The sequence below is a fragment of the Streptococcus cristatus genome, from assembly GCF_003943505.1.
GTDB lineage: Bacteria > Bacillota > Bacilli > Lactobacillales > Streptococcaceae > Streptococcus > Streptococcus cristatus_E.
Window position 1 is genome coordinate 113984 of sequence record NZ_RJPS01000002.1, and the last position, 22899, is coordinate 136882.

At 41.1% G+C, this 22899-nt stretch carries 24 protein-coding genes, 1 tRNA gene, 2 pseudogenes and 1 other annotated feature; of the genes and pseudogenes, 23 read left to right on the forward strand and 4 right to left on the reverse strand.

The window, feature by feature from the left end:
• Nucleotides 1-21: 21 nt before the first annotated feature.
• From D8792_RS02620 to D8792_RS02665, 9 genes are all read left to right on the forward strand, one after another.
• Nucleotides 22-687: a PoNe immunity protein domain-containing protein gene (locus tag D8792_RS02620; RefSeq protein ID WP_125372771.1), complete on the forward strand. Its 666-nt coding sequence runs from the start codon at nucleotides 22-24 to the stop codon at nucleotides 685-687.
• Nucleotides 688-741: 54 nt separating this feature from the next.
• Nucleotides 742-1212 carry a hypothetical protein gene (locus tag D8792_RS02625; protein WP_125372772.1) on the forward strand — a complete coding sequence of 157 codons (471 nt, stop codon included), beginning with the start codon at nucleotides 742-744 and terminating at the stop codon, nucleotides 1210-1212.
• Nucleotides 1213-1732: 520 nt separating this feature from the next.
• Entirely contained in the window at nucleotides 1733-2179 is a 447-nt protein-coding gene (locus D8792_RS02635) for a hypothetical protein (protein WP_125372774.1), read from the forward strand.
• Between the two features lie 9 nt (nucleotides 2180-2188).
• Entirely contained in the window at nucleotides 2189-2635 is a 447-nt protein-coding gene (locus tag D8792_RS02640) for a hypothetical protein (protein WP_125372775.1), read from the forward strand.
• A gap of 288 nt (nucleotides 2636-2923) precedes the next feature.
• The gene (locus D8792_RS02645) at nucleotides 2924-4348 is read left to right on the forward strand and encodes a hypothetical protein (RefSeq protein WP_260470172.1); all 1425 of its coding nucleotides are present in this window, start codon (nucleotides 2924-2926) and stop codon (nucleotides 4346-4348) included.
• 220 nt (nucleotides 4349-4568) lie between these two features.
• The gene (locus D8792_RS02650) at nucleotides 4569-5174 is read left to right on the forward strand and encodes a nitroreductase family protein (RefSeq protein ID WP_015605041.1); all 606 of its coding nucleotides are present in this window, start codon (nucleotides 4569-4571) and stop codon (nucleotides 5172-5174) included.
• Nucleotides 5175-5249: 75 nt separating this feature from the next.
• On the forward strand, nucleotides 5250-6650 hold the full coding sequence (gene pepV / locus D8792_RS02655) for a dipeptidase PepV (protein WP_125372777.1): 1401 nt from the start codon (nucleotides 5250-5252) through the stop codon (nucleotides 6648-6650).
• A 55-nt stretch (nucleotides 6651-6705) separates the two neighbouring features.
• On the forward strand, nucleotides 6706-7290 hold the full coding sequence (locus tag D8792_RS02660) for a uracil-DNA glycosylase family protein (RefSeq protein WP_048763270.1): 585 nt from the start codon (nucleotides 6706-6708) through the stop codon (nucleotides 7288-7290).
• Nucleotides 7291-7302: 12 nt separating this feature from the next.
• A complete protein-coding gene (locus tag D8792_RS02665; RefSeq protein ID WP_125372778.1) occupies nucleotides 7303-7791 on the forward strand; it encodes a prolyl-tRNA synthetase associated domain-containing protein in 489 nt (162 codons plus the stop codon).
• Between the two features lie 172 nt (nucleotides 7792-7963).
• Here D8792_RS02665 and D8792_RS02670 read toward each other — a convergent pair whose 3' ends face one another.
• Entirely contained in the window at nucleotides 7964-8383 is a 420-nt protein-coding gene (locus D8792_RS02670; protein ID WP_125372779.1) for a DUF6556 family protein, read from the reverse strand.
• A gap of 166 nt (nucleotides 8384-8549) precedes the next feature.
• Nucleotides 8550-8828 (reverse strand): annotated as a pseudogene (locus tag D8792_RS02675) (putative PEP-binding protein); the annotation flags it as partial.
• Between the two features lie 9 nt (nucleotides 8829-8837).
• Here D8792_RS02675 and D8792_RS02680 point away from each other — a divergent pair.
• The 10 genes and pseudogenes from D8792_RS02680 to D8792_RS02725 all read left to right on the forward strand — a co-directional run.
• Nucleotides 8838-8936: pseudogene (locus D8792_RS02680) on the forward strand (phosphoenolpyruvate synthase regulatory protein); the annotation flags it as partial.
• A gap of 120 nt (nucleotides 8937-9056) precedes the next feature.
• Nucleotides 9057-10199, forward strand: coding sequence for a cysteine desulfurase family protein (locus D8792_RS02685; RefSeq protein WP_125372780.1), 1143 nt, complete (start codon nucleotides 9057-9059; stop codon nucleotides 10197-10199).
• Nucleotides 10200-10202: 3 nt separating this feature from the next.
• On the forward strand, nucleotides 10203-11417 hold the full coding sequence (gene thiI / locus D8792_RS02690) for a tRNA uracil 4-sulfurtransferase ThiI (RefSeq protein ID WP_125372781.1): 1215 nt from the start codon (nucleotides 10203-10205) through the stop codon (nucleotides 11415-11417).
• 109 nt (nucleotides 11418-11526) lie between these two features.
• On the forward strand, nucleotides 11527-12093 hold the full coding sequence (locus tag D8792_RS02695) for a hypothetical protein (protein ID WP_260470190.1): 567 nt from the start codon (nucleotides 11527-11529) through the stop codon (nucleotides 12091-12093).
• A gap of 105 nt (nucleotides 12094-12198) precedes the next feature.
• Nucleotides 12199-12286, forward strand: a sequence feature (ribosomal protein L21 leader region).
• Between the two features lie 36 nt (nucleotides 12287-12322).
• A complete protein-coding gene (gene rplU, locus D8792_RS02700; RefSeq protein WP_125372783.1) occupies nucleotides 12323-12637 on the forward strand; it encodes a 50S ribosomal protein L21 in 315 nt (104 codons plus the stop codon).
• Between the two features lie 15 nt (nucleotides 12638-12652).
• Nucleotides 12653-12997: a ribosomal-processing cysteine protease Prp gene (locus D8792_RS02705; RefSeq protein WP_005590407.1), complete on the forward strand. Its 345-nt coding sequence runs from the start codon at nucleotides 12653-12655 to the stop codon at nucleotides 12995-12997.
• Nucleotides 12998-13014: 17 nt separating this feature from the next.
• Nucleotides 13015-13308: a 50S ribosomal protein L27 gene (gene rpmA, locus D8792_RS02710; protein ID WP_005590406.1), complete on the forward strand. Its 294-nt coding sequence runs from the start codon at nucleotides 13015-13017 to the stop codon at nucleotides 13306-13308.
• A 129-nt stretch (nucleotides 13309-13437) separates the two neighbouring features.
• Nucleotides 13438-13743 carry a rhodanese-like domain-containing protein gene (locus tag D8792_RS02715; RefSeq protein ID WP_125372784.1) on the forward strand — a complete coding sequence of 102 codons (306 nt, stop codon included), beginning with the start codon at nucleotides 13438-13440 and terminating at the stop codon, nucleotides 13741-13743.
• Nucleotides 13744-13760: 17 nt separating this feature from the next.
• On the forward strand, nucleotides 13761-15413 hold the full coding sequence (locus D8792_RS02720) for an FAD-dependent oxidoreductase (protein WP_125372785.1): 1653 nt from the start codon (nucleotides 13761-13763) through the stop codon (nucleotides 15411-15413).
• Complete coding sequence (locus tag D8792_RS02725; RefSeq protein ID WP_125372786.1) at nucleotides 15410-15703, forward strand: rhodanese-like domain-containing protein; 294 nt, start codon at nucleotides 15410-15412, stop codon at nucleotides 15701-15703. The genes D8792_RS02720 and D8792_RS02725 overlap by 4 nt, the downstream gene beginning before the upstream one ends.
• Before the next feature lie 200 nt (nucleotides 15704-15903).
• Here the strand turns inward: D8792_RS02725 and D8792_RS02735 are convergent, their stop codons facing one another.
• Nucleotides 15904-16158, reverse strand: a complete 255-nt coding sequence (locus D8792_RS02735) for a metal-sensitive transcriptional regulator (RefSeq protein ID WP_015605027.1) — start codon at nucleotides 16156-16158, stop codon at nucleotides 15904-15906.
• A gap of 269 nt (nucleotides 16159-16427) precedes the next feature.
• On the opposite strand from D8792_RS02735, the gene D8792_RS02740 reads away from it, so the two are divergent.
• The 3 genes from D8792_RS02740 (at nucleotide 16428) to D8792_RS02755 (ending at nucleotide 19151) form a co-directional block, all read left to right on the forward strand.
• Nucleotides 16428-18392: a peptide ABC transporter substrate-binding protein gene (locus tag D8792_RS02740; RefSeq protein WP_125372787.1), complete on the forward strand. Its 1965-nt coding sequence runs from the start codon at nucleotides 16428-16430 to the stop codon at nucleotides 18390-18392.
• Nucleotides 18393-18664: 272 nt separating this feature from the next.
• Nucleotides 18665-18736 (forward strand) — tRNA-Arg (locus tag D8792_RS02750).
• A gap of 58 nt (nucleotides 18737-18794) precedes the next feature.
• Nucleotides 18795-19151 (forward strand): NUDIX hydrolase, encoded by a 357-nt coding sequence (locus D8792_RS02755; RefSeq protein ID WP_125372788.1) that lies wholly within the window; start codon nucleotides 18795-18797, stop codon nucleotides 19149-19151.
• 104 nt (nucleotides 19152-19255) lie between these two features.
• On the opposite strand, the gene D8792_RS02760 is transcribed toward D8792_RS02755, so the two are convergent.
• A complete protein-coding gene (locus D8792_RS02760) occupies nucleotides 19256-20242 on the reverse strand; it encodes an L-lactate dehydrogenase (RefSeq protein WP_005591942.1) in 987 nt (328 codons plus the stop codon).
• A 206-nt stretch (nucleotides 20243-20448) separates the two neighbouring features.
• Between D8792_RS02760 and gyrA the strand changes: the two genes are divergently transcribed.
• Nucleotides 20449-22899, forward strand: a complete 2451-nt coding sequence (gene gyrA / locus D8792_RS02765) for a DNA gyrase subunit A (protein WP_221763067.1) — start codon at nucleotides 20449-20451, stop codon at nucleotides 22897-22899.

Genomic DNA, 22899 nt, shown 5'->3' on the forward strand with positions numbered 1-22899 from the left:
GCATAGAAAGGGAGTTAATATATGATAAGAGACAAACATAAAGATCAAGCGTATTTTGAAAATCGTTTGAATCGTGTACAAAAACGTTTAAGAGAAGATATCGAGATGACAGATGAAATTTCGGAGAAGTATTTGTTGTTCCATTATCAAGATTTGGTTTTGGATAATGAAGAACTAGTGAAACTTTCCTATGCTATAGGGGCTTCGAAAGAGGAGATTTTTCCCTATTATCAAGGGATTCTGTCTCATCTCAAAGTTATTGCTTCGGAGGGAGTTTCCTTTTATCGTGCAGTTGATGTCTTTGCCTTGGGAGTTCTCTATAGTGAGCGCAAGGAAGAGTTTCTAGATGATTTGAAGGCTATTTATGAGCAAATGGATCACACAGATGGCTTGATTGAATACTACATGGTTTATCTATTCCATGATAAGATAGTCCCTTTCCATTCGATTTTAGAGTATCAAAATATGATTGAGGACACTTATGAGAGTGTAGCCAAGGCGCAGGAGTTCTGGTATTATAGTCATTCTGATGAACCTTGGTATGGAACACATAAGTATGACAATAGAGGTTATGATGGCTACTGGAGTTTTGACACCGCCGCAACCTGCAAAATCAAAGGGATTTTCGACGAACGCTTGAAGGATTTGGAATATTTTCCCTATGATTTGTTGGTGCAGGGAGAATAGAAAACGAAGCTTTTTATCTGAAAGAATAGCTTGATTGCTAGAAAGGGGATAAAGATGAAGATCCATTCAGATGTAATAAATGAATTAATAAATATAGACTTTTTGAAGGAAGAAAGAGAAACAAGTCTACCGATTACTCAGTTAAAGACAGTAAAAGAAGCAGAAAAGAACATTAATAGTTTAAAATGGGAGAATTTTGTCTTAGAAAAAGATGGTGACTTTAGTGTTTATCTTTTTAAAAATCATAGTGACATTTATAAGCACTGGAATGAACTGGCAAATAATGCAAAAGAGGAAATCATTCCTGAAATTGAAGCACGATTAGACAACCTGATTGCGGAAAGTAAACTGGTAGTATCCATGAAAGATCAGATTAAATTTGATATCATTAGCTTGGCCATCTACTTGACCATCAAAAAAGAGCTTCCTCAAGCTGAGTCAACATTTTTCGATGATTTGTATGCTTTATACCAAGCGGGCTACATTCCTTGTGGTTTTGCTAAGGGATGCTATAAGGTTTTATAAGGGTATTTTTTCCATAGAAGATGGAATGTTCAAGAATGAAATGAATCTTTTGAGAGAAAAAGATATAAAAGTGAGGATTTTTAGGAATATTTGGAGTCCTTAGAAATGAGCGAACAATACTTACCAATAAGAGATAGTTTAGGTTATCAGAATGTCAAGCAAGCTTTAGAGAAAATTTTTTCGATTNATCTTGATACGATTNCNATTNATGAAGGAGAAGATGAAAATTTTAATTTTCCGTTCGTGTATAATGGTTATCATATGACAATAGGTATTTCATCAACAGGTAACAATACGCAATTGGAAGCGGGAGAGGGTGGATTATTTAACATTTGGTTTACTCAAACTGATGGAGAGAAATTTTCAGTCACATTTTTATCCAAGCTTATTGATGATAAGAGTATAAGAAGAGTGTATGGTTGTAATAAAGATTCTATTGAACATACTTTGCATATACTGAAAGATTTTCTAAACTCAGACAAAGCGGAAGTTTTATTGAAAATATAAAAGGAATGTAACAATGACACAATTTGAAGATAAATTTATGGAAGTTCAGGCTAGTATGATTTCACTAGCAATGGAATATGTGCAAAATCAAGCAGAAAAAGCATATATTTATTGCATTTCTGAAGAAGCATTACTTTCTTTTGATGTTTTTTACAAAATTAATGGAGTTTTTGTTAAATTACACAGAGTCAACACTGTTTTGGATACTAAAGTAGATGATTCTGATAATATGATGTTTTCAGTATTACGATATGGTCTTGAAGATATACAGACAATGCTTGATATTTACCAAGAATATGACCGCGAACATCCAACTGAAATGTGGTTGATTTATGATGCTCAGAAAAATAGTCTTGATAGTCGCTATAGCTATGAAGGGCGTTATGACAAGGATGAAGAATTGCTTCCACGTTTAGAGTTTGAAAAATGGTTTGAGGAAGTGAAAAGCAAGCAACTGTAGGAGAATAAGATGACACAATTTGAAGATAAATTTATGGAAATCCAGATTGATATGGTTTCATTAGCTATGGAATATGTCCAAAATCAGGCAGATAAAATTTTTATTTATTGTGTTGCTGAAGGTTTTTATAGCTTTGATGTATTTTTTAAAACGAATAATCATTATCTGGATAGAGATGAGATTGCTGCTTTCCTTCCTAATGAAATAGATAGTTCAGATGAAATTCAGTTTAGTCTATTAACAATAGGGGCACAAGATATAGAAAGAATGGTTAAGCTGTGCCGAGAATACAATCGTGAACACCCAACTGAAATGTGGTTGATTTATGATGCACAGAAAAACAGCCTTGATAGTCGCTATAGTTATGAAGGACGTTATGACAAGGATGAAGAGTTGCTTCCACGTCTAGAGTTCGAAAAATGGTTTGAGGAAGCGAAGAACAGTACTCAAGCTTAATGCTTGCGACAATCTCTAGTTGAATGATAGAAAAGCAGAGGCAAAAAGCTTTCCATGCGACCAAGTGTGTGGCGGGACTGTTTTTGAAAAGTAAAACAAAAAGAAAGTTGAAGACATATGGGGCTGAATTTTGACAAGCATAAAGAACATTTGGAGAAGGATATCCGTGCAGAGCTCCAGAAAAAATTTGGAACTGCTTTTGAAATAGAAGGAATCTCTGATATTGTCTTGAGTTCATATTGTCCGACTTTTCTCTTTAAAATCAATCTAGAAAATTATAAAGAAAAGTTGGATATTTTAGTAGACGGCAGCGATTTACACTTGAAGTGGGGTGAAAAACCTACATACGGGATACAATACAAGTATCTGCCAGAAACCTTGGAGGAAGGACTGGGAAGAATAAAAACCTACCTAGATCAGCCAGAACAGATTTTTCTTGAACCTCTTACTCCCGAAAATGATTATCTTAAGATACGAGCTATTGAAGCAATGATTGAAAATATTTTCGATGGGAAAACGGAAACGGATAAGTGGGAAAAACCTGTCGAAAAGGGCGAAAATTATCGAATCATTATTACAAGCATAATACCTAGCTACAAAGCTTCTTTTACTCTGGAGCTGCTAGAACAAGATTTCATTGTGAGAGATATTGTCCCCTTAGATGCTAGTGCAGGAAGTCAAGAATTGCTGCTTGATTGTCCAGTCCAGTTAAATTCCTCTAATTTATCCTCTTTTCTAAGCAAGTGTAAGACTTATTTAGAAGAACATTTAGAAAAAGACAAAACTGGCATGAGTCTTTCTACGGCTTCTATGTCTGATTTGGAGCTGATTTTAAAGGCTCCTCTGAGTCTGGATACGGTTGATACAAAGGTTTTAGAAATACAGAAAATTATAGAAGAGCTGTTTTTAGGTAAGATTGAATTTGACAAAACGACGAAGGAAATGGATGGCGACTACCTTTATAGGGCCTATTTCTTTGTAAGATCTAGATTTTATCGGGTTTCTTTCACGATTACGTTGATTGGACAGCACTTTTACATCATGGTGTCACTTCCAGATCATCCAGAACTAAGAAAGAAATGGCCGTTACGCGGGTATCCCTACAAACTAACCGAAGCAAATCTGAGGCTAGTCTTAAAAGAAGTGGTGGCGTATGGTCTAAAACATAAGCCACAGACTGAAAATGAGGTGGTTCAGGAGATTCAAGCAAGTCAAGAAGTAACTGAACCTACAGCAAAAATTCAGACTCAAGAGAGAGAAGCTAAAGACGGTGGCAAAGAGCAGGCAGATAAACGGGCTTACTTAGGATTGAGAAAGCTCTGGAAACTGCAGGTCTTTATTTTCTTTATCTTGATGATTATAGCTTTTGGCTTAGAGGTTTATATGGCTGGAGCAGGTTATAAAGCCTTTAAAATGAGGATTCAGTTTAGTTGGGTATCTATGCATAGTTTTTCGTTTCTCTTTCTTACCATGTATGGTTTTTTGACACTCTATCCCAATGGGATGAAGATAAATGAATTTTTGCAGCAGTATCCTCGTTGGAAAGGTTTCCCAACCAAAGGAGTCCCTCTTCCAGAAAAAGAGACTTTGTGGACGATATTTGTCTTGTTGCTGGTTCTACTGTTTGCAGCTATTGATTTTTCCGTGCGGAAACCTGAACCAAAAGTTGAAATTCATAAGTTAAATCAAGAACTATATAGAGACTTTGAGTAGTAAAGAAACTCAAGTTGTAGTGATTTGATCAAGTGTTGCAGAGACTCAAGTAGTCAGAATGGAGAAAGTGAAACTTCTACCAGGGAATAATCTTATCAAGTGGCAAGGACAGAAAGCTTTATTTGATAGAGAATGAAAAAATCCTTTGTGAAAAACCTCTGCAAGCTCTTTCAATTTGTGGTAAAATAAGAGTAACAGAAATTAGAAAAGGAAATCAATTATGAAATTTCTTGAATTAAACAAAAAGCGTCATGCGACTAAGCATTTCAATGACAAACCGGTAGATCCTAAGGATGTCCGTACAGCTATTGAGATTGCGACCTTAGCACCAAGTGCTCATAATAGTCAGCCTTGGAAGTTTGTAGTAGTGCGTGAGCGAAATGAAGCTTTAGCGGGCATTGCTTTTGGCTCCAACCAAGATCAAATCAAGGAAGCTCCAGTGACAATTGCCCTCTTTACAGATACGGATTTGGCTAAGCGGGCACGAAAAATTGCGCGTGTCGCTGGGGTAAGAAATTTTTCTGATGAACAGCTTCAGTTTTACATGCAGAATTTGCCAGCTGAGTTTGCTCGCTATAATGACCAACAAAAGAGTGATTACTTGGCCCTTAATGCTGGCTTAGTAGCTATGAACCTTGTTTTGGCCCTGACTGACCAAGGTATTGGCTCAAATATCATCCTGGGATTTGATAAATCAAAAGTTAACGAAGTTTTGGAGATTGATGAGCGTTTCCGTCCGGAACTCTTGATTACCGTTGGTTATACAGATGACAAGCTAGAGCCTAGCTATCGTTTACCAGTTGACGAGATTATTGAAAAGCGTTAATAAAGTAAGATTTCAATACTTTGATTTAATTCAAATTATTACTTTTAAATCAAAGTGTTTTATAGAGGTGAGAAAATGACAATTGATTTTAAAGCAGAAGTTGAAAAACGTAGAGAAGCTCTGTTGGCGGACCTGTTCAGCCTTTTAGAAATTAATTCAGAGCGGGATGATTCTAGAGCAGATAAGGAGCATCCTTTTGGACCTGGTCCGGTAAAGGCCTTGCATAAGTTCTTGGAAATTGCTGAACGTGATGGTTACCCGACTCAAAATGTGGACAATTATGCTGGTCACTTTACTTTTGGTCAAGGAGAAGAAGAACTGGGTATCTTTGCCCATATGGATGTGGTACCTGCTGGAAGTGGTTGGGATACAGACCCTTATACACCGACGATTAAGGATGGCCGCCTCTATGCCCGTGGTTCTAGTGATGACAAAGGACCAACTATGGCATGTTACTACGGCTTGAAAATTATCAAAGACTTAGGCTTGCCGGTTTCTAAGCGCGTGCGCTTTGTGGTGGGGACAGATGAAGAGTCTGGCTGGAAAGATATGGAGTATTACTTTGCTCATGTAGGTCTGCCTGAGCCGGATTTCGGCTTCTCGCCAGACGCTGAATTTCCGATTATCAATGGTGAGAAAGGTAATATCACAGAGTACTTGCATTTTGCTGGTGAAAATGCTGGCGTAGCACGCCTGCATAGCTTTACTGGTGGCTTGCGGGAGAACATGGTGCCTGAGTCTGGCACAGCTGTCTTGTCAGGTCACTTGCCAAATCTAGTTGATAAATTGGAGCAGTTTGCTAAGGAAAATGGGCTTGACTTTACTTATGAAGAACTAGCTAGTGGCCAAGTCACTGTGACCATTATCGGTAAGTCTGCGCACGGTGCTTCTCCTCAGTCTGGTGTCAATGGTGCAACTTATTTAGCCAAATTCCTAACGCAGTTTGACTTTGCTGGCCCAGCTAAGGATTATCTAGATGTGGCTGGAAATATTCTCCTAAATGACCATGAGGGTAGGAACTTGAAGATTGCTCATGTGGATGAGAAGATGGGAGCTCTGTCAATGAATGCGGGCGTTTTCCGTTTTGACGAAAACAAAGCTGATAATACAATTGCCCTCAATATTCGCTATCCTAAGGGAACTAGTCCAGAAGCCATTCAAAATATTTTAGAGCAGTTGCCAGTGACCAAAGTGACCTTGTCTGAGCATGGACATACTCCTCACTATGTACCGATGGAAGATCCGCTAGTACAGACCTTACTAGCTGTTTATGAAAAACAAACTGGACTTAAAGGTCATGAGCAAGTTATCGGTGGTGGTACTTTTGGACGCCTCTTGAAACGTGGTGTTGCTTATGGCGCGATGTTCCCAGACTATATCGACACTATGCACCAAGCCAATGAATTTATCGATGTTGAAGATCTCTTTCGCGCGGCTGCAATTTATGCTGAAGCCATTTACGAATTGATCAAATAAAATAAGAACTCATTTGGCTATGCCAGGTGAGTTTCTTTTCAAGGGAGGAAATATGATGCAGACAATAGAAGATATTACCAAGGCCATTATAGCTGACCCACAGAATAAAGCTTTCACAGAACAGGGGATCACTCCACTCTTTGCGGCGCCTAAGAATGCTCGGATTAATATTGTCGGTCAAGCGCCGGGGCTGAAAACCCAGCAGGCGGGGCTTTACTGGAAGGACAAGAGTGGTGACCGGCTGAGAGAATGGTTGGGTGTTGATGAAGAAACTTTCTATCAGTCTGGATATTTTGCGGTTCTGCCCATGGATTTTTATTTCCCAGGGCATGGTAAGTCTGGAGATTTACCGCCTCGTAAGGGCTTTGCTGAGAAATGGCATCAGCCGATTTTAGAGCTCCTACCAGATATTGAGTTGACTATCTTGATTGGCCAGTATGCTCAAAAATATTATCTGCATCAAAAAGGTACTGTCAAGCTGACCGAGACGGTTCAGCATTATCAAGACTATCTGCCAGACTTTTTTCCATTGGTACATCCATCGCCCCGCAACCAAATTTGGATGGCGAAAAATCCTTGGTTTGAGGCAGAAGTGGTGCCAGAATTGCAAGCATTGGTACAAAAGATTATCCATCAATAAAGGAGGAAAACTATGGATGCTTATCAACAAGTAGCTAACAAGTTGCAAGAGTTGGGGATCACCTTTGATGTGGTGGAGCACCCACCTGCATTTACGACAGAGCAGGCAGATGGCTATATTGAAGGCATGGAAGGTGTTCGGACTAAGTCTATGTTTTTGACCAATAAGAAGAAAACTCAGTATTATCTGTTGATTATGGATGACAAGAAAAGTCTGGATATGGACTTGTTTAAAGACTTGGTCTCAGCCAACCGCATTCGCATGGCTTCAGCGGAATCCCTCTTTGAAAAAATGCAGCTGCCACCAGGAACGGTATCACCTTTTGGTTTGTTAAATAATGAAGAAAAAGACATTCTAGTTTATTTTGATAAGGACATTGTATCAGAGGATATCATGACTTTCCATCCCAATACCAATGAAAAGACGATTTTTGTCGCAACCCAAGATATTTTTAAGTTCTTGACTCATCTGGGTTATGATTATCAAATTTTGGAACTTTGATTCTGGAAAAGCCGTGGGTTTTCTTAACCTCACAGTTTTTTTGGGCTCCAAAAATTAGAGAAAGGCCCAGAATTTTTCTCAAATAGTAAAAGAAGGCTGGCAATGAAAAAAGCCTGAGTGACATTCAGGCTTTTTTGGACAGATTGGATAAGGGTCACTCTTCCAAATGTCTCTAGTTGGATGCTTGAGTGCTGGACTCTGTTGTTGTATGCTGATCTTGGCTTGTCGAACTGCTATCAGTGGAAGGAGTTGTATGGCTCGTATTCGTTTCTGCGCTTGAGGAGCTTGATGATGTTTCGGTCTCAGTAGCAGCAGAAGTTTCTGTTGGAGTCGAGCTAACAGATGTAGACTCTTTTTCTACCTCTTTGATGATGGTAGTAGTTGTTGTCGAGCTACCTGTGTCAGTTTTTGATTTTGAGTCATTGTTGTTCATGAGGTTCATGATGGTAAAGCAAGCAATGACGATTGAAAGAAGACTGGCAATTGTAGCAATAGTCTTTTGTAGGGCAGAAAAGCCAGTTTTAATATGCTGACTAGCTGGTTTTCGATTTGAAGTGCTGTTATTTTTTTCTTTGCGAGAATAGTTTTCCATGTAAAAGTCGCTCCTTTTCGTTCTTAATTTATTATACGTCTTTTATTTAGAAAAGTCTTCCAAAAATCTGAATTTTTTAAATGAAAACGCACACAAAAGAATGAAGAACAACAGCTCTAAAAGGCGGAGAGATAAGCCTCTTAGAGCTGTTTGTTTTATTAAAATGTTAGAGCTGCTTTGGTGTCCTTTCAGAGTTAAGGGCAGCTTGGGCCACAGCTAGCCGAGCTGCTGGGACTCGATAAGGGGAGCAGGAGACATAAGTGACTCCTATTTCTTGTAAGAAAGGAATGGAAGTCGGATCACCTCCAACTTCGCCACAAACTCCGATGGACAAGGTTGGATCTACTTGGCGAGCTTTTTCAATGGCCAATTTCATCAATTGGCCGACACCTTTCTGGTCAAGGCTTTGGAAGGGATCCTGCGTCAGCAACTTTTTCTCTTTATAATCTATCAGACGGAGGTCATCAATATTACAGATAAATCAATTGAAGAGACAGCTTTCCTGATTGAAGATTATTTCAAAAAATTAGATATGATTGGCGAGGCGAAGTAATCGTCTTCAGGGCTGGTTCCTAAATTTATCAGGTAGGAACTGCGCCCTTTTCTTGTTCCTAGGCTCGTTTCGTGTTACAATAGGAGTATTGATTTTTACTGATAAATACAGAGGAAAAAGATGATTTATTTAGATAATTCAGCGACAACCAAGCCTTATCCAGAGGCGCTGGCTACCTATACAGAAGTGGCTTCTAAAATCTGGGGTAATCCTTCTAGCCTGCATAGTTTGGGCAGCCAGGCAACCCGTCTCTTAGAGGCTTCTCGCCGTCAAATAGCAGAGCTTTTAGGCAAGTCTTCGTCGGAGATTTTCTTTACGTCTGGAGGGACAGAAGGGGACAACTGGGTGCTTAAGGGAGTTGCTTTTGAAAAGATTCCTTTTGGCAAACACATTATCGTATCTAACATCGAGCATCCAGCGGTTAAAGAATCAGCCCTCTGGTTGCAGAGTCAGGGATTTGAAGTCGATTTTGTTCCAGTTGATAAGGCAGGCTTTGTTGAGGTAGACAAACTAGCGGAGCTGATTCGATCAGACACCACTCTGATCTCCATCATGGCTGTCAATAATGAAATCGGCAGCATTCAGCCCATTCGGAAAATATCCGAACTGCTAGCAGACAAGCCGACCATTTCCTTTCATGTGGATGCTGTGCAGGCTGTTACGAAGATTCCGACAGCTGCTTATCTGACGGATCGTGTGGATTTTGCGACATTTTCCAGTCATAAATTTCACGGTCTTCGGGGCGTAGGATTTGTCTATATCAAGTCTGGCAAGAAAATTAGTCCACTTTTGACCGGTGGTGGCCAGGAGTCGGACAAGCGCTCCACGACGGAAAATCTAGCAGGTATTGCAGCGACAGCCAAAGCTCTGCGATTGTCCATGGAAAAGCAAGAAGTATTTGTCCAGCGGACGGCTCAGATGAAGCAAATTCTCCTTGAAGAGCTGCAGAAGTATCTAGAGGTGATGATTTTCTCAGACATGGAAAATTTTGCGCCCCATATACTAACCTTTGGTATCAAGGGAGTACGAGGTGAAGTCGTTGTCCATGCATTTGAAGACTACGAGATCTATATCTCGACGACCAGCGCTTGCTCTTCTAAGGCCGGTAAGCCAGCAGGTACGTTGATTGCTATGGGGGTCGAAAAGTCTCTCGCTCAAACTGCTGTCCGTATCAGTTTGGATCTTGACAACGATATGAGCCAGATGGAGCAGTTTTTAACAACTTTTAAAATTATTTACGAAAAAACCAGAAAAGTAAGGTAAACAATGCAATATTCAGAAATTATGGTGCGCTATGGTGAGCTGTCTACTAAGGGCAAGAACCGCATGCGCTTTATCAACAAACTCAAACGCAATATTCAGGCCGTTTTGTCAGTCTACCCACAAGTCCATGTCAAGGCTGATCGTGACCGAACTCATGTCTATTTGCATGGAACAGACTATCAGCCTGTCGCTGAGTCACTCAAGCAGATTTTTGGGATTCAGAATTTTTCACCGTCTTACAAAATCGAAAAGTCTGTACCAGCCCTAATCGAAGCTGTCCAAACCATCATGAAGGAAGTCTATCAAGAAGGTATGACCTTTAAGATTTCCAGCAAACGCAGTGACCACAGCTTTGAATTGGATAGCCGCGAGCTGAACCAGACGCTTGGAGATGCTGTCTTTAAGGCCATTCCAAATGTTCAGGTCAAGATGAAAGCGCCAGATATTGACCTACGTGTCGAAATTCGTGAAGAAGCAGCTTATATCTCTTATGAGACCATTCGTGGTGCTGGGGGACTGCCAGTCGGAACTTCAGGCAAGGGCATGCTCATGCTGTCTGGTGGGATTGACTCACCGGTGGCTGGTTATCTGGCTCTCAAGCGTGGTGTAGACATCGAGGCGGTTCACTTTGCTAGTCCGCCTTATACTAGCCCAGGTGCGTTGAAAAAAGCTCAAGATTTGACGCGAAAATTGACCAAGTTTGGCGGCAATATCCAGTTTATCGAAGTGCCTTTTACAGAGATTCAGGAGGAAATCAAGGCCAAGGCTCCAGAAGCATATCTGATGACACTGACTCGTCGCTTTATGATGCGCATTACAGACCGGATTCGAGAGGAGCGGGGCGGTCAAGTCATTATCAATGGAGAAAGTCTTGGTCAGGTGGCGAGTCAAACCATCGAGAGTATGCAGGCTATCAACGCTGTAACCAATACACCGGTTATCCGTCCTGTCGTGACGATGGATAAGCTGGAAATCATCGATATTGCAGAAAAAATCGATACTTTCCAAATCTCTATCCAGCCATTTGAAGACTGCTGTACTATTTTTGCGCCTGATCGGCCTAAAACCAATCCAAAAATCAATAATGCTGAGCAGTATGAAGCTCGCTTAGATGTTGAAGGTTTAGTAGAGCGTGCCGTTACAGGCATCATGATTACAGAAATCAGACCACAAGCAGAGACTGATGAAGTTGATGAGCTGATTGAGGACTTGTTATAAGAGTTTACGGAGTATCTTTCTGCTAAAAGAATCTGGAAGCTATTTCCATTGATGCTGAAGATAAAAGGGGATATTTATGAACGAGTGGGATTATTTCTTGAGTGGGCTCATGCGAGCATTGTCTTGGAAAGATGGACAAGATAATGCTTTGCTGTTTGGAATTCCCAGTTGGACTTATTTTATTGGTCTCTTAGTTCATTTCCAGATTTTCCTAAGCTTGTATGCTCTCTTATTTTGGGGATATCATAAAGATATTAAGGAAGCTGGCTCTGTCAAGAAGGCCATGAGAAATAAATGGAATACCATACGTCAAAGCCAAAAAAGTACGGGCAGAGCTATTTTTGTCACAATAATTGGCGTTCTTCTTATGCTTTTTATCTTTCCTGCTTATGAAGGCTATCGAATGAGCAATGGTATTTGGCGCTATCATTATTTTACTAATCAGATAACCGAGCTAAAAACGGCTTTAGTGACTGGTGTTGATACCGAGACCGGAGGAAGCAAGTCTACCTATTCTCGCATTACCTTTACTATTAATGTTGATGGAAAAGAGCGAGAGGTCAATGTTTCAGATAGTAATAAAAGTCTTGCCAGATCAGCAAAAAAACATTTGAAGCCTCCGAAAGCTATTGAGGTTTATGTCAATCAAGAAGGGCAGATTGTATATTTTAAATAAATGGAAGTACAGAATGAGGATATTTAGTGGAAAATCCGTTTTCATTAAATAAAATTACTTGCAAAAGGTTAGTAGAAGTGCTATACTAAGAATGTTGACTATGCACGGCCTGTGCAACCGCTCGAACATCGTTGCTCACATAGTGAGTATTAAGTGGTTCGTCCCACGATGCTAGGCGAGTCTTCACAAAAATACGGGGAAATCCCAAAAAAATCATAGGAGGTGCATAATGAGCACATACGCAATCGTTAAAACTGGCGGAAAACAAGTTAAAGTTGAAGTTGGTCAAGCTATCTACGTTGAAAAATTAGATGTTGAAGCTGGTCAAGAAGTGACTTTTAACGAAGTTGTTCTTGTTGGTGGTGATAAAACTGTTGTCGGAACTCCACTTGTTTCTGGAGCTACTGTAGTTGGAACTGTTGAAAAACAAGGAAAACAAAAGAAAGTNGTTACTTTCAAGTACAAACCTAAAAAAGGTAGCCACCGCAAACAAGGTCACCGTCAACCTTACACTAAAGTTGTCATCAACGCAATCAACGCTTAATTTATAGGAGAACACATGATACAGGCAGTCTTTGAGAAAGCCGAAGATGGCGAGCTGAGGAGTGCGGAAATTACTGGACACGCCGGAAGTGGCGAATACGGCTTTGATGTCGTGTGTGCATCGGTTTCTACGCTTGCCATAAATTTCATCAATTCAATTGAAAAATTTGCAGGCTACGAACCAATCCTAGAATTAAACGAAGAAGAAGGCGGATATTTACGAGTAGAGATCCCTATGGATATTCCGCCACATCAGAGAGAAATGACGCAGCTTTTCTTTGAATCATTTTTCTTGGGAATGGCAAACTTATCGGAGAACTCTTCTGAGTTCGTCCAAACCAGAGTTATCACAGAAAACTAACACGGAGGAAAAACACTATGTTAAAAATGAATCTTGCAAGCTTGCAACTTTTCGCCCACAAAAAAGGTGGAGGTTCAACGTCAAACGGACGTGATTCACAAGCAAAACGTCTTGGAGCTAAAGCAGCTGACGGACAAACTGTAACTGGAGGATCTATCCTTTACCGTCAACGCGGTACACACATCTACCCAGGTGTTAACGTTGGCCGCGGTGGAGACGATACATTGTTCGCAAAAGTTGAAGGCGTAGTACGCTTTGAACGTAAAGGTCGCGATAAGAAACAAGTATCAGTTTACCCAATTGCGAAATAATTCATTATTGATAAAAATCCCTATCTCAAGATTGGGATTTTTATTTTTGGGAAAAATTGAAATCGTTTCCTTGACATTTTCTCTTCTTAGTGCTTTAATATACCCTATAGGGGTATAAAGGAGAAAAATATGTTTCATTTTTTTACAAAAATAGATAGTATTTCAACAGATGAGTTGGAGAAGCGGTTGAAGTCCAATATCCAACTAATTGATGTACGGACACCATCCGAATTTCGTAGAGGCCATATCAAAGAGGCCCAGAATGTTCCTTTGAGCCAAATTGGTCAATTTGCTCCAGCAAAAAAGGAGACGATTTACGTTATTTGCCATTCAGGCGTGCGGAGCAAGATGGCAGCGAAAAAGCTGAAGAAAAAGGGCTATGATGTTGTCAATGTCCGCGGTGGTATGAGCGCTTGGATAGGGAAAACTATTTAAGTAGAAAGGGTTAAACAATGAAAATTATTATCATTGGTGGAGTTGCAGGAGGTATGTCTGCGGCAACGCGTTTAAGACGGCTGATGGAAGATGCCGAAATTGTGATTTTTGAAAAAGGTCCTTTTGTATCTTTTGCGAACTGCGGCCTGCCTTATTATATTTCTGGTGAAATTGCTGAGCGAGATGCTCTTTTGGTTCAAACACCTGAAAGTCTCAAGGCGCGCTTTAACTTGGATGTGCGGCCTTTTCATGAGGTGGTGAAAATTTTTCCTGAAGAGCACACGGTGACGGTGGCTCATGACGGTTCAGAGTTCACAGAGCAGTATGACAAGCTGATTCTTTCACCGGGAGCGAAGCCTTTTATTCCTGAGATTGAAGGTCTTTCAGAGGCAACTAATGTATTCACTTTGCGCAATGTACCGGACTTGGATCAGATCATGTTAGCCTTGGATGAAGAGCCGCAAGAGGCTGTTGTCATCGGTGCTGGATTTATCGGCTTGGAAACGGCTGAAAATCTGCGCAAGCGTGGCTTGAATGTGACGATTGTAGAAAAAGCACCGCATGTTTTGCCACCACTGGATGAGGAAATGGCTGCTTTTGTCCAAGCTGAACTAGTAGATAAGGGAGTAAAGATCATCACCTCCCAGTCGGCTACTCGCTTTGAAGAAAATGGTAAAGTGATCGTCTTGGAAAATGGACAAAAATTGTCTTCGGATTTGACGATTCTCTCTGTCGGAGTCCAGCCTGAAAATAGCTTGGCTAAGGCAGCAGGGATTGAAACTGGTCTTCGTGGTGGCATCTTGGTCGACGAGCATTATGAGACGAGCCAGAAAGATATTTTTGCAGTCGGCGATGCTATCCTTGTCAAGCAGGAAATCACTGGTGAAGATGCCCTGATTGCCCTCGCTTCGCCTGCTAATCGACAAGGACGTCAGGTGGCAGATGTGCTTGCTGGCTTGGAGCGGAAGAATAAGGGAAGCATTGGCACAGCTATTGTGCGTATCTTTGACATGACAGCCGCTTCAACAGGCCTGAACGAGCGTTTCCTTCAGCAAAATCACTTGCCTTATCAAGCGATTCATGTCAGCGGTAAGAATCATGCAGGCTACTTTCCAGGTGCGACTGACTTGACCTTGAAATTGCTCTTTGAGCCAAAAACTGGAAAAATCTACGGTGCTCAAGGTGTGGGTAAAAAAGGAGTTGACAAGCGGATTGATATTTTGGCGACAGCTATCAAGGGAAATCTGACGATTTTTGATTTGCCAGAGCTGGAGTTTACCTATGCACCACCTTTTGGCTCAGCCAAGGATACAGTCAATATGCTGGGCTATGCAGCTATGAATCTAGCAGAAGGCTTGAGTGAAAATATCCAATGGCACCAGCTGGAAGACGAGTTGGCTAGCGGGAAAGTCTTTTTAGATGTTCGGATGCTCAATGAATTTAAGCAAGGACGCCTGAAGACAGATAAGACAGTCCATATTCCGCTGAATGAACTCAGAGAACGCTTGGATGAGTTGGATAAAGAAGCAGAATATATCGTGAGCTGTCACAGCGGTCTGCGCAGCTATATTGCCGAGCGAATCTTAAAACAAGCAGGATTTGTAGTAAAAAATCTAGACGGAGCTTATGCTTTGTACAAAATGGTAAAACCAGAAGGAGTAGAAAAATGAAAACTATATCAGCAGCTGACCTAGAAAAGCAGTATCAATCTGAAAAATTGGCCATCGTAGATGTGCGCGAAAGACATGAATTTCAAGCGGGTCATATCCCAAATGCTGGAAATCTTCCACTCAGTGAGTTGGAAACTGACTATAAAAAGCTGAATCCTGACTACAAATACTATGTCATTTGCCAAGGAGGAGCGCGTTCAGCGACTGCTTGCCAATTTCTTGCCATGCAGGGCTTCGATGTGACCAACGTATCAGGAGGCATGAACGCTTGGTCTGGAGAGACGGAATAAAAGATAAAAGAGAGTGGGACAGAAATCGGTAATTCGTTAGAATTCGATTTCGTCGTCCCACCTCCGCACAGTTGAGTAGGGCTGTAAAAGCTGATGAAATCAGCGTAGTAGAGCCCACTCAACCACTGCGTCTTGCTCGACAATCAAAAGACAATTGAGAGGCTAGGACTTTTGTCCCAGCCTCTTTTTTCCTGTTCTTCTTATTTTCGATTTACCAGAAAATGAATAGCTTTCTCTATTCTTTCCCTTTGTTTTTTCGGATCATCAGATGGATTTTCTAGGCAATCCGTTAAATTCTCAGTAATAACCATCTCAATAACACGGTCAACGCTGGAGCGAACGGCTAATAACTGTGTTAGAATATCTGAACATTCCCTGTCCTCTTCAATCATTTTTTGAATGCCTCTTAACTGACCTTCAGAGCGCTTGAGGCGGGTAATATAATTAGAATTCACGGTGATTTCCTCGTTTGTTTACATTGAGTTTATTATATGCTTAATCTGCATATTTGTCAATTGGATTGGTTGGAGGCAGTTTTCAGAAATTTTCCATAATCACTCTATGATTCCTCTATTTACTTTTTATCAGAATTCTGGTATAATAGCTTATGTTATAAAATGTAACATAGAAATTGGACTAAGATTAATATTGGATCAAATAAAGGAATGGCTTTATTTTTACTTTTCTTATTCTTAGACTTCTCTCGATTTTTGGAGGTGTATTTATGAAAGTATCAAAAATGCTTTTAGCTACTGGAGTGGTACTTAGTGCAGGAGTATTCTTGTCAGCATGTGGCAAATCCTCATCCAGCACAACCACATATTCTTATGTTTATGCCAGCGATCCAGATAGCTTGAACTACCTGACCACTAACCGTGCAACTACATCAGACGTTATTACAAACCTTGTAGATGGTCTTTTGGAAAATGATGAATATGGAAATCTAGTTCCTTCTCTTGCAGAATCATGGACAGTTTCTCAAGACGGCCTGACTTACACATATAAGCTTCGTAAGGATGCTAAGTGGTTCAATGTTGATGGCGAAGAAGTTGCAAGTGTGAAAGCTCAAGACTTTGTGACTGGACTTAAATATGTGGCTGATCAGAAGTCTGAAGCTCTTTACCTAATTCAGGACTCGATTAGTGGCTTGGATGCCTATGTCAAAGGCGACGAAAAAGACTTTTCAAAAGTCGGAGTGAAGGCAGTAGATGATTATACTGTTCAATACACGCTGACACGCCCAGAGCCTTATTGGAACTCTAAAACTACGAATAATATCTTGTTCCCTGTCAATGAAGAATTTTTGAAGTCTAAAGGAAAAGATTTTGGTTCTGTTGATCCATCAAGTATTCTTTACAATGGTCCTTTTCTTTTGAAATCTTTGACTTCTAAATCGTCTATGGAATTCGTTAAGAATCCAAATTATTACGATAAAGACAAGGTCAGTCTAGAACATGTCAAATTAACCTACTATGATGGATCAGACCAAGAATCTTTGATTCGCAACTTCAGCGATGGAGCTTATAGTGGTGCACGTCTCTATCCGAATACTTCAGGATTTGCGGCAGTTAAAAAGAAATATGCGGACAATATCCTTTATAGTCCACAGGATGCGACCTCATATTACTTTAATTTCAACTTCAACCGTCAATCATACAATCACACTTCCAAAACAAGTGATGATCAAAAGAATGCAACAAAAGAAGCGGTTTTAAATAAAGACTTCCGTCAGGCTGTCAATTTTGCCCTTGACCGGACTGCCTATGGTGCACAAAGTAATGGTGAAGACGGAGCTACCAAGCAGTTGAGAAATACGCTTGTCCCTCCAACATTTGTTCAAATTGGCGATCAAACCTTTGGCCAAGTTGTTGCTTCTAAATTAGTGAATTATGGTACAGAATGGGTAAATATTGATCTGACAGATGCTCAGGATGCTTATTATAATCCAGAAAAAGCTAAAGCAAGATTTGCTAAAGCCAAGGAAGCTTTAGAGTCTAAGGGAGTTCAATTCCCAATTCATTTGGACCTTCCTGTAGACCAGGCTGACAAGGTGAGTATCCAATGGGCAAGTTCAGTAAAACAATCGATTGAATCAACCTTGGGTGCAGAAAATGTAGTGATTGACCTGCAGAAGATTAGTGTGGATGATTTGAACAACATCACCTATTTTGCAAATACTGCAGCTCAAAAGGATTATGATTTCTATACAGGGGGCTGGTCAGCTGACTATCAAGACCCATCTACCTACTTAGATACTCTAAATGTAAATAATGGCGCTAGCTTGCAAAATTTTGGCTTTGAGCCAGGCCAAGATATGGACAAGATGAAAGAGTTGGGCTTGGACACTTATACTAAGATGTTGGAAGAGGCAAATGCTGAAACAACAGATGTTAAAGTTCGCTATGAAAAATATGCGGATGCACAAGCTTGGTTGCTGGATAGTGGGATTATCATGCCGACCATTTCAGGAGGCGGTAGTCCTTCTGTAAGTAAGTCCAAACCTTTCAGTCGTGCCTATTCACTCGTTGGAATCAAAGGATCTGGCTTTAACTTTAAATATACCAAGCTCAGAAGCGAGATTGTAACGACCAAAGAATATGAAGAAGCTAAGAAGAAATGGCAAGAAAAAACCTTAGAATCTAACAAAAAAGCCCAAGAAGAACTAGCGGATCATATTGAAAAGAAATAAAATATATAAAGAGGGTGGGACAAAAGTCCTAGCCTCTCAATTGTCTTTGGATTGTCGAGCAAGACGCAGTGGCTGAGTGGGCTCTACTACGCTGATTTCATCAGCTTTTACAGCCCTACTCAACTGTGCGGAGGTGGGACGACTAAATCGAATTCTAACGAATTATCGATTTCTGTCCCACTCTCTTTTGATTTGACCTAGATTATAAATTTCATAAAAGGAGCCATTTAGACTTGTTTTTTTGTGAAAAATTGGTTATAATAAATAAGTTACCACCCTTAGTGTAATGGATATCACGTAAGATTCCGGTTCTTGAGATGGGAGTTCGATTCTCTCAGGGTGGATGACTGAAGTTTGGACTCGCAAGAGTCCTTTTTTGTTGTTTAAAAGGAGGAGACAGCTATGGTGGTGAAGATAATCGCTCATACCTTGATTGAGAAGAATGGGCAGTATTTGCTGATCAAACGCTCTAAAATAAAGCGCGGCCTTCCTAATGTCTATCCATGCTATTGGGATATTCCTGGCGGAAGCGTAGAAGAGAACGAACTACCCAGAGAAGCAGCTCTACGCGAGGCTATAGAAGAGGTTAATCAAAAGATTCGAATTGATAAGATTATCCATGAAGATAGTCAGTTTGACTCAAGAAAAAATGCTGTTTTTACACGCTTGGTTTATGAGGCTAGGATTATAGAGCAGCGCGATATCCTATTGGATCCAGAGGAGCATACAGACTTTATTTGGCTTTCTTCTTTGGAGTAGTTAGAGGGAGAGCTGATTGTTCCTTATTTGATTGATATTTTTGCTGATAGATCCACATAAAACAACAAAAAAACATCCCCTTTTATCAGGAGATGTTTTTCTGATTAGTTTTTAGATGCTTCTTGGAATTCTGGATTTTTCCAAGCTTCGTCAATAATTGCTTGCAATTCTTTAGCAGATGCTTGCATTTTTTGAGTTTCTGCATCGTTCAATGGAATATTTACTGGACGAACGATACCGTGTGCACCAACAACTGCTGGTTGACCGATGAAGACGTCTTTCACACCGTATTGGCCTTCTTGGAAGACTGAAAGTGGAAGTACAGCATTTTCATCGTCAAGGATAGCTTTTGTGATACGAGCAAGGGCTACAGCGATACCGTAGTATGTAGCACCTTTCTTGTTGATGATTGTGTAAGCAGCATCACGAACGCCTTCGAACAATTCGATTAGTTCAGACTCTTGAACATTTTGAGTATCTTTGAGGAATTCTTCAAGGTTTACACCTGCGATGTTTGCATGTGACCAAACAGCGAATTCTGAATCGCCATGCTCACCCATGATGTAGGCGTGAACTGAACGAGCATCAACATCCAATTTTTCAGCAAGTGCTTGACGGAAACGAGCTGAGTCAAGTGAAGTACCTGAACCGATAACGCGTTCTTTAGGGAAGCCTGAGAATTTCCAAGTTGAATAAGTCAAAACGTCAACTGGGTTAGCAGCAACAAGGAAGATACCATCGAAACCTGATTCAACAACTTGTGTTACGATTGATTTATTGATGGCAAGGTTTTTACCAACGAGGTCAAGACGAGTTTCACCTGGTTTTTGAGGCGCACCCGCAGTGATAACAACTAGGTCAGCGTCCGCACAGTCAGAGTATTGAGCTGCGTAGATCTTTTTAGGTGAAGTGAAGGCAAGGGCGTGGCTAAGGTCAAGCGCATCACCTACAGCTTTTTCATGTAATTGTGGAATTTCGATAATTCCAAGCTCTTGTGCAATTCCTTGGTTAACAAGCGCGAAAGCGTAAGATGAACCTACGGCACCGTCACCGACAAGGATGACTTTTTTATGTTGTTTAGTAGCAGTCATTTCTAAACATCTCCTTATTATTTTTGGGGTTTTCCCCATACAATTACATTCTACCACTTTTGATACAGTTTGTCACGGCTCACCGTGGAATTTTGACCTCTAAAAGGCTATGTAAACGTTTTTATATTTGGTTTTAAATACTGAAAATATAGCTAAAATGTGGTATAATGAGATAGTGATTTAATATTGAAACGAGGCATTTTTTAATGCAAGATAGAAACTTAGTAAATGTCAATTTGACCAGTGAAATGAAGACCAGTTTCATCGATTACGCAATGAGTGTAATCGTGGCTCGGGCGCTTCCAGATGTTCGCGATGGTCTTAAGCCGGTTCATCGCCGGATTCTTTATGGCATGAATGAGCTGGGTGTTACGCCTGATAAGCCTCATAAGAAATCAGCTCGTATCACAGGGGATGTCATGGGTAAGTATCACCCGCATGGCGACTCCTCTATTTATGAAGCGATGGTGCGGATGGCTCAATGGTGGAGCTATCGTTACATGCTGGTAGACGGTCATGGAAACTTCGGTTCGATGGACGGAGACGGTGCCGCTGCCCAGCGTTATACAGAAGCACGTATGAGCAAGATCGCTCTTGAGATGCTTCGTGATATTAACAAGAATACTGTTGATTATATTGATAACTATGATGCCAGCGAGAGAGAGCCTGTCGTTCTTCCTGCTCGCTTCCCTAACTTGCTTGTAAACGGTGCGACAGGGATTGCAGTTGGGATGGCGACTAATATCCCACCACATAATCTTGGTGAGTCTATTGATGCAGTTAAGCTTGTTATGGACAATTCGGAAGCAACAACTCGCGACATCATGGAAGTCCTGCCTGGACCAGATTTTCCGACAGGTGCACTGGTTATGGGCAAGTCTGGTATTCATCGGGCTTATGAAACAGGGAAAGGTTCGATTGTTCTTCGTTCTCGCACTGAAATCGAAGAGATGAAAAATGGCCGTGAGCGAATTGTCGTAACCGAGTTTCCTTACATGGTTAATAAGACTAAGGTTCATGAGCATATTGTTCGTCTGGTGCAGGAAAAACGCATTGACGGTATCACAGCTGTTCGCGATGAGTCCAACCGAGAAGGAGTGCGTTTTGTTATTGAGGTTCGTCGTGATGCCTCTGCTCATGTCATTCTAAATAACCTTTTCAAGCTGACTCAGATGCAGACCAATTTCAGCTTCAATATGCTGGCTATTCAAAATGGTGTGCCGAAGATTCTATCTCTGCGAGAGATTTTGTTGGCTTATATTGAGCACCAAAAGGAAGTGGTGACTCGACGGACTGCCTTCGATAAAGAAAAGGCAGAAGCGCGAGCTCACATCTTGGCTGGTTTGCTGATTGCGCTTGATCACATTGATGAAGTGATTCGCATTATCCGTAATAGCGAGACAGACGCAGAAGCACAGGCTGAATTGATGGCTAAGTTTGAGCTGTCTGAGCGCCAGAGTCAGGCTATCCTTGACATGCGTCTGCGCCGTCTGACTGGTTTGGAACGTGATAAGATTCAGTCAGAATATGACGAACTGATTGCTTTGATTGCGGACTTAGCTGATATCTTGGCTAAGCCAGAGCGCGTTATCGCTATTATCAAGGAAGAGTTAGACGAGGTCAAGCGTAAATATGCTGATGACCGCCGAACTGAGCTGATGGTGGGAGAAGTTCTTTCTCTTGAAGATGAAGATTTGATTGAGGAAGCGGATGTTTTGATTACCTTGTCTAATAAAGGCTATATCAAACGTCTGAATCAGGCTGAATTTACCGCTCAGAAACGTGGTGGCCGCGGTGTCCAAGGAACTGGTGTTAAAGACGATGACTTCGTCAAAGAGCTGGTTTCAACGAGCACCCACGACAGATTGCTCTTCTTCACTAATAAAGGCCGAGTTTATCGTCTTAGAGGATATGAAATACCTGAGTACGGCCGAACAGCCAAGGGGTTGCCAGTGGTAAATCTCTTGAAGCTTGATGAAGGAGAGACCATTCAGACCATTATTAATGTCCAGCAGGACAGTAGCGATCATTCCTACCTCTTCTTTACAACCCGTTTGGGTGTGGTTAAACGAACCAGCGTAACAGAGTTTGCTAATATCCGTCAGAACGGTCTCAAGGCCTTGAATTTGAAGGATGAAGACGAGCTTATCAACGTCTTTCTGACGGACGGTGCTGCAGACGTTATCATTGGTACTAAGTTTGGTTATTCTGTCCGCTTCAATGAGACAGCTGTTCGGAATATGAGCCGTAGTGCGACTGGTGTTCGCGGAGTTAATCTGCGTGACGGCGACCAAGTTGTTGGAGCCGGTGTGATTACTGAGGGTGATGAGGTGCTTGTCATTACCGAAAAAGGATATGGTAAGCGAACTCTTGCTAGTGAATATCCAACCAAGGGTCGTGGTGGTAAAGGGATTAAAACAGCCAATATCACTGATAAGAACGGACCTCTTGCTGGTCTGATGACAGTCACTGGCGAGGAAGATTTGATGATTATCACTAATACAGGTGTCATCATTCGAACTAGCGTGGCTAATATTTCTCAGACAGGTCGTTCAACCATGGGAGTTAAGGTTATGCGTCTGGATCAAAATGCCCAGATTGTCACCTTTACAACGGTTGCGCCTGACGCAAAAGACGATGAGGAAGAAGTAGAGTAA

Excerpts from the sequence above, each read along its gene's own strand:
- D8792_RS02620 (WP_125372771.1), top strand. The coding sequence starts at position 22 with ATGATAAGAGACAAACATAAAGATCAAGCGTATTTTGAAAATCGTTTG.
- D8792_RS02625 (WP_125372772.1), top strand. The coding sequence starts at position 742 with ATGAAGATCCATTCAGATGTAATAAATGAATTAATAAATATAGACTTT.
- D8792_RS02635 (WP_125372774.1), top strand. The coding sequence starts at position 1,733 with ATGACACAATTTGAAGATAAATTTATGGAAGTTCAGGCTAGTATGATT.
- D8792_RS02640 (WP_125372775.1), top strand. The coding sequence starts at position 2,189 with ATGACACAATTTGAAGATAAATTTATGGAAATCCAGATTGATATGGTT.
- D8792_RS02650 (WP_015605041.1), top strand. The coding sequence starts at position 4,569 with ATGAAATTTCTTGAATTAAACAAAAAGCGTCATGCGACTAAGCATTTC.
- pepV (WP_125372777.1), top strand. The coding sequence starts at position 5,250 with ATGACAATTGATTTTAAAGCAGAAGTTGAAAAACGTAGAGAAGCTCTG.
- D8792_RS02660 (WP_048763270.1), top strand. The coding sequence starts at position 6,706 with ATGCAGACAATAGAAGATATTACCAAGGCCATTATAGCTGACCCACAG.
- D8792_RS02665 (WP_125372778.1), top strand. The coding sequence starts at position 7,303 with ATGGATGCTTATCAACAAGTAGCTAACAAGTTGCAAGAGTTGGGGATC.
- D8792_RS02670 (WP_125372779.1), bottom strand. The coding sequence starts at position 8,383 with ATGGAAAACTATTCTCGCAAAGAAAAAAATAACAGCACTTCAAATCGA.
- D8792_RS02685 (WP_125372780.1), top strand. The coding sequence starts at position 9,057 with ATGATTTATTTAGATAATTCAGCGACAACCAAGCCTTATCCAGAGGCG.
- thiI (WP_125372781.1), top strand. The coding sequence starts at position 10,203 with ATGCAATATTCAGAAATTATGGTGCGCTATGGTGAGCTGTCTACTAAG.
- D8792_RS02695 (WP_260470190.1), top strand. The coding sequence starts at position 11,527 with ATGCGAGCATTGTCTTGGAAAGATGGACAAGATAATGCTTTGCTGTTT.
- D8792_RS02705 (WP_005590407.1), top strand. The coding sequence starts at position 12,653 with ATGATACAGGCAGTCTTTGAGAAAGCCGAAGATGGCGAGCTGAGGAGT.
- rpmA (WP_005590406.1), top strand. The coding sequence starts at position 13,015 with ATGTTAAAAATGAATCTTGCAAGCTTGCAACTTTTCGCCCACAAAAAA.
- D8792_RS02715 (WP_125372784.1), top strand. The coding sequence starts at position 13,438 with ATGTTTCATTTTTTTACAAAAATAGATAGTATTTCAACAGATGAGTTG.
- D8792_RS02720 (WP_125372785.1), top strand. The coding sequence starts at position 13,761 with ATGAAAATTATTATCATTGGTGGAGTTGCAGGAGGTATGTCTGCGGCA.
- D8792_RS02725 (WP_125372786.1), top strand. The coding sequence starts at position 15,410 with ATGAAAACTATATCAGCAGCTGACCTAGAAAAGCAGTATCAATCTGAA.
- D8792_RS02740 (WP_125372787.1), top strand. The coding sequence starts at position 16,428 with ATGAAAGTATCAAAAATGCTTTTAGCTACTGGAGTGGTACTTAGTGCA.
- D8792_RS02755 (WP_125372788.1), top strand. The coding sequence starts at position 18,795 with ATGGTGGTGAAGATAATCGCTCATACCTTGATTGAGAAGAATGGGCAG.
- D8792_RS02760 (WP_005591942.1), bottom strand. The coding sequence starts at position 20,242 with ATGACTGCTACTAAACAACATAAAAAAGTCATCCTTGTCGGTGACGGT.
- gyrA (WP_221763067.1), top strand. The coding sequence starts at position 20,449 with ATGCAAGATAGAAACTTAGTAAATGTCAATTTGACCAGTGAAATGAAG.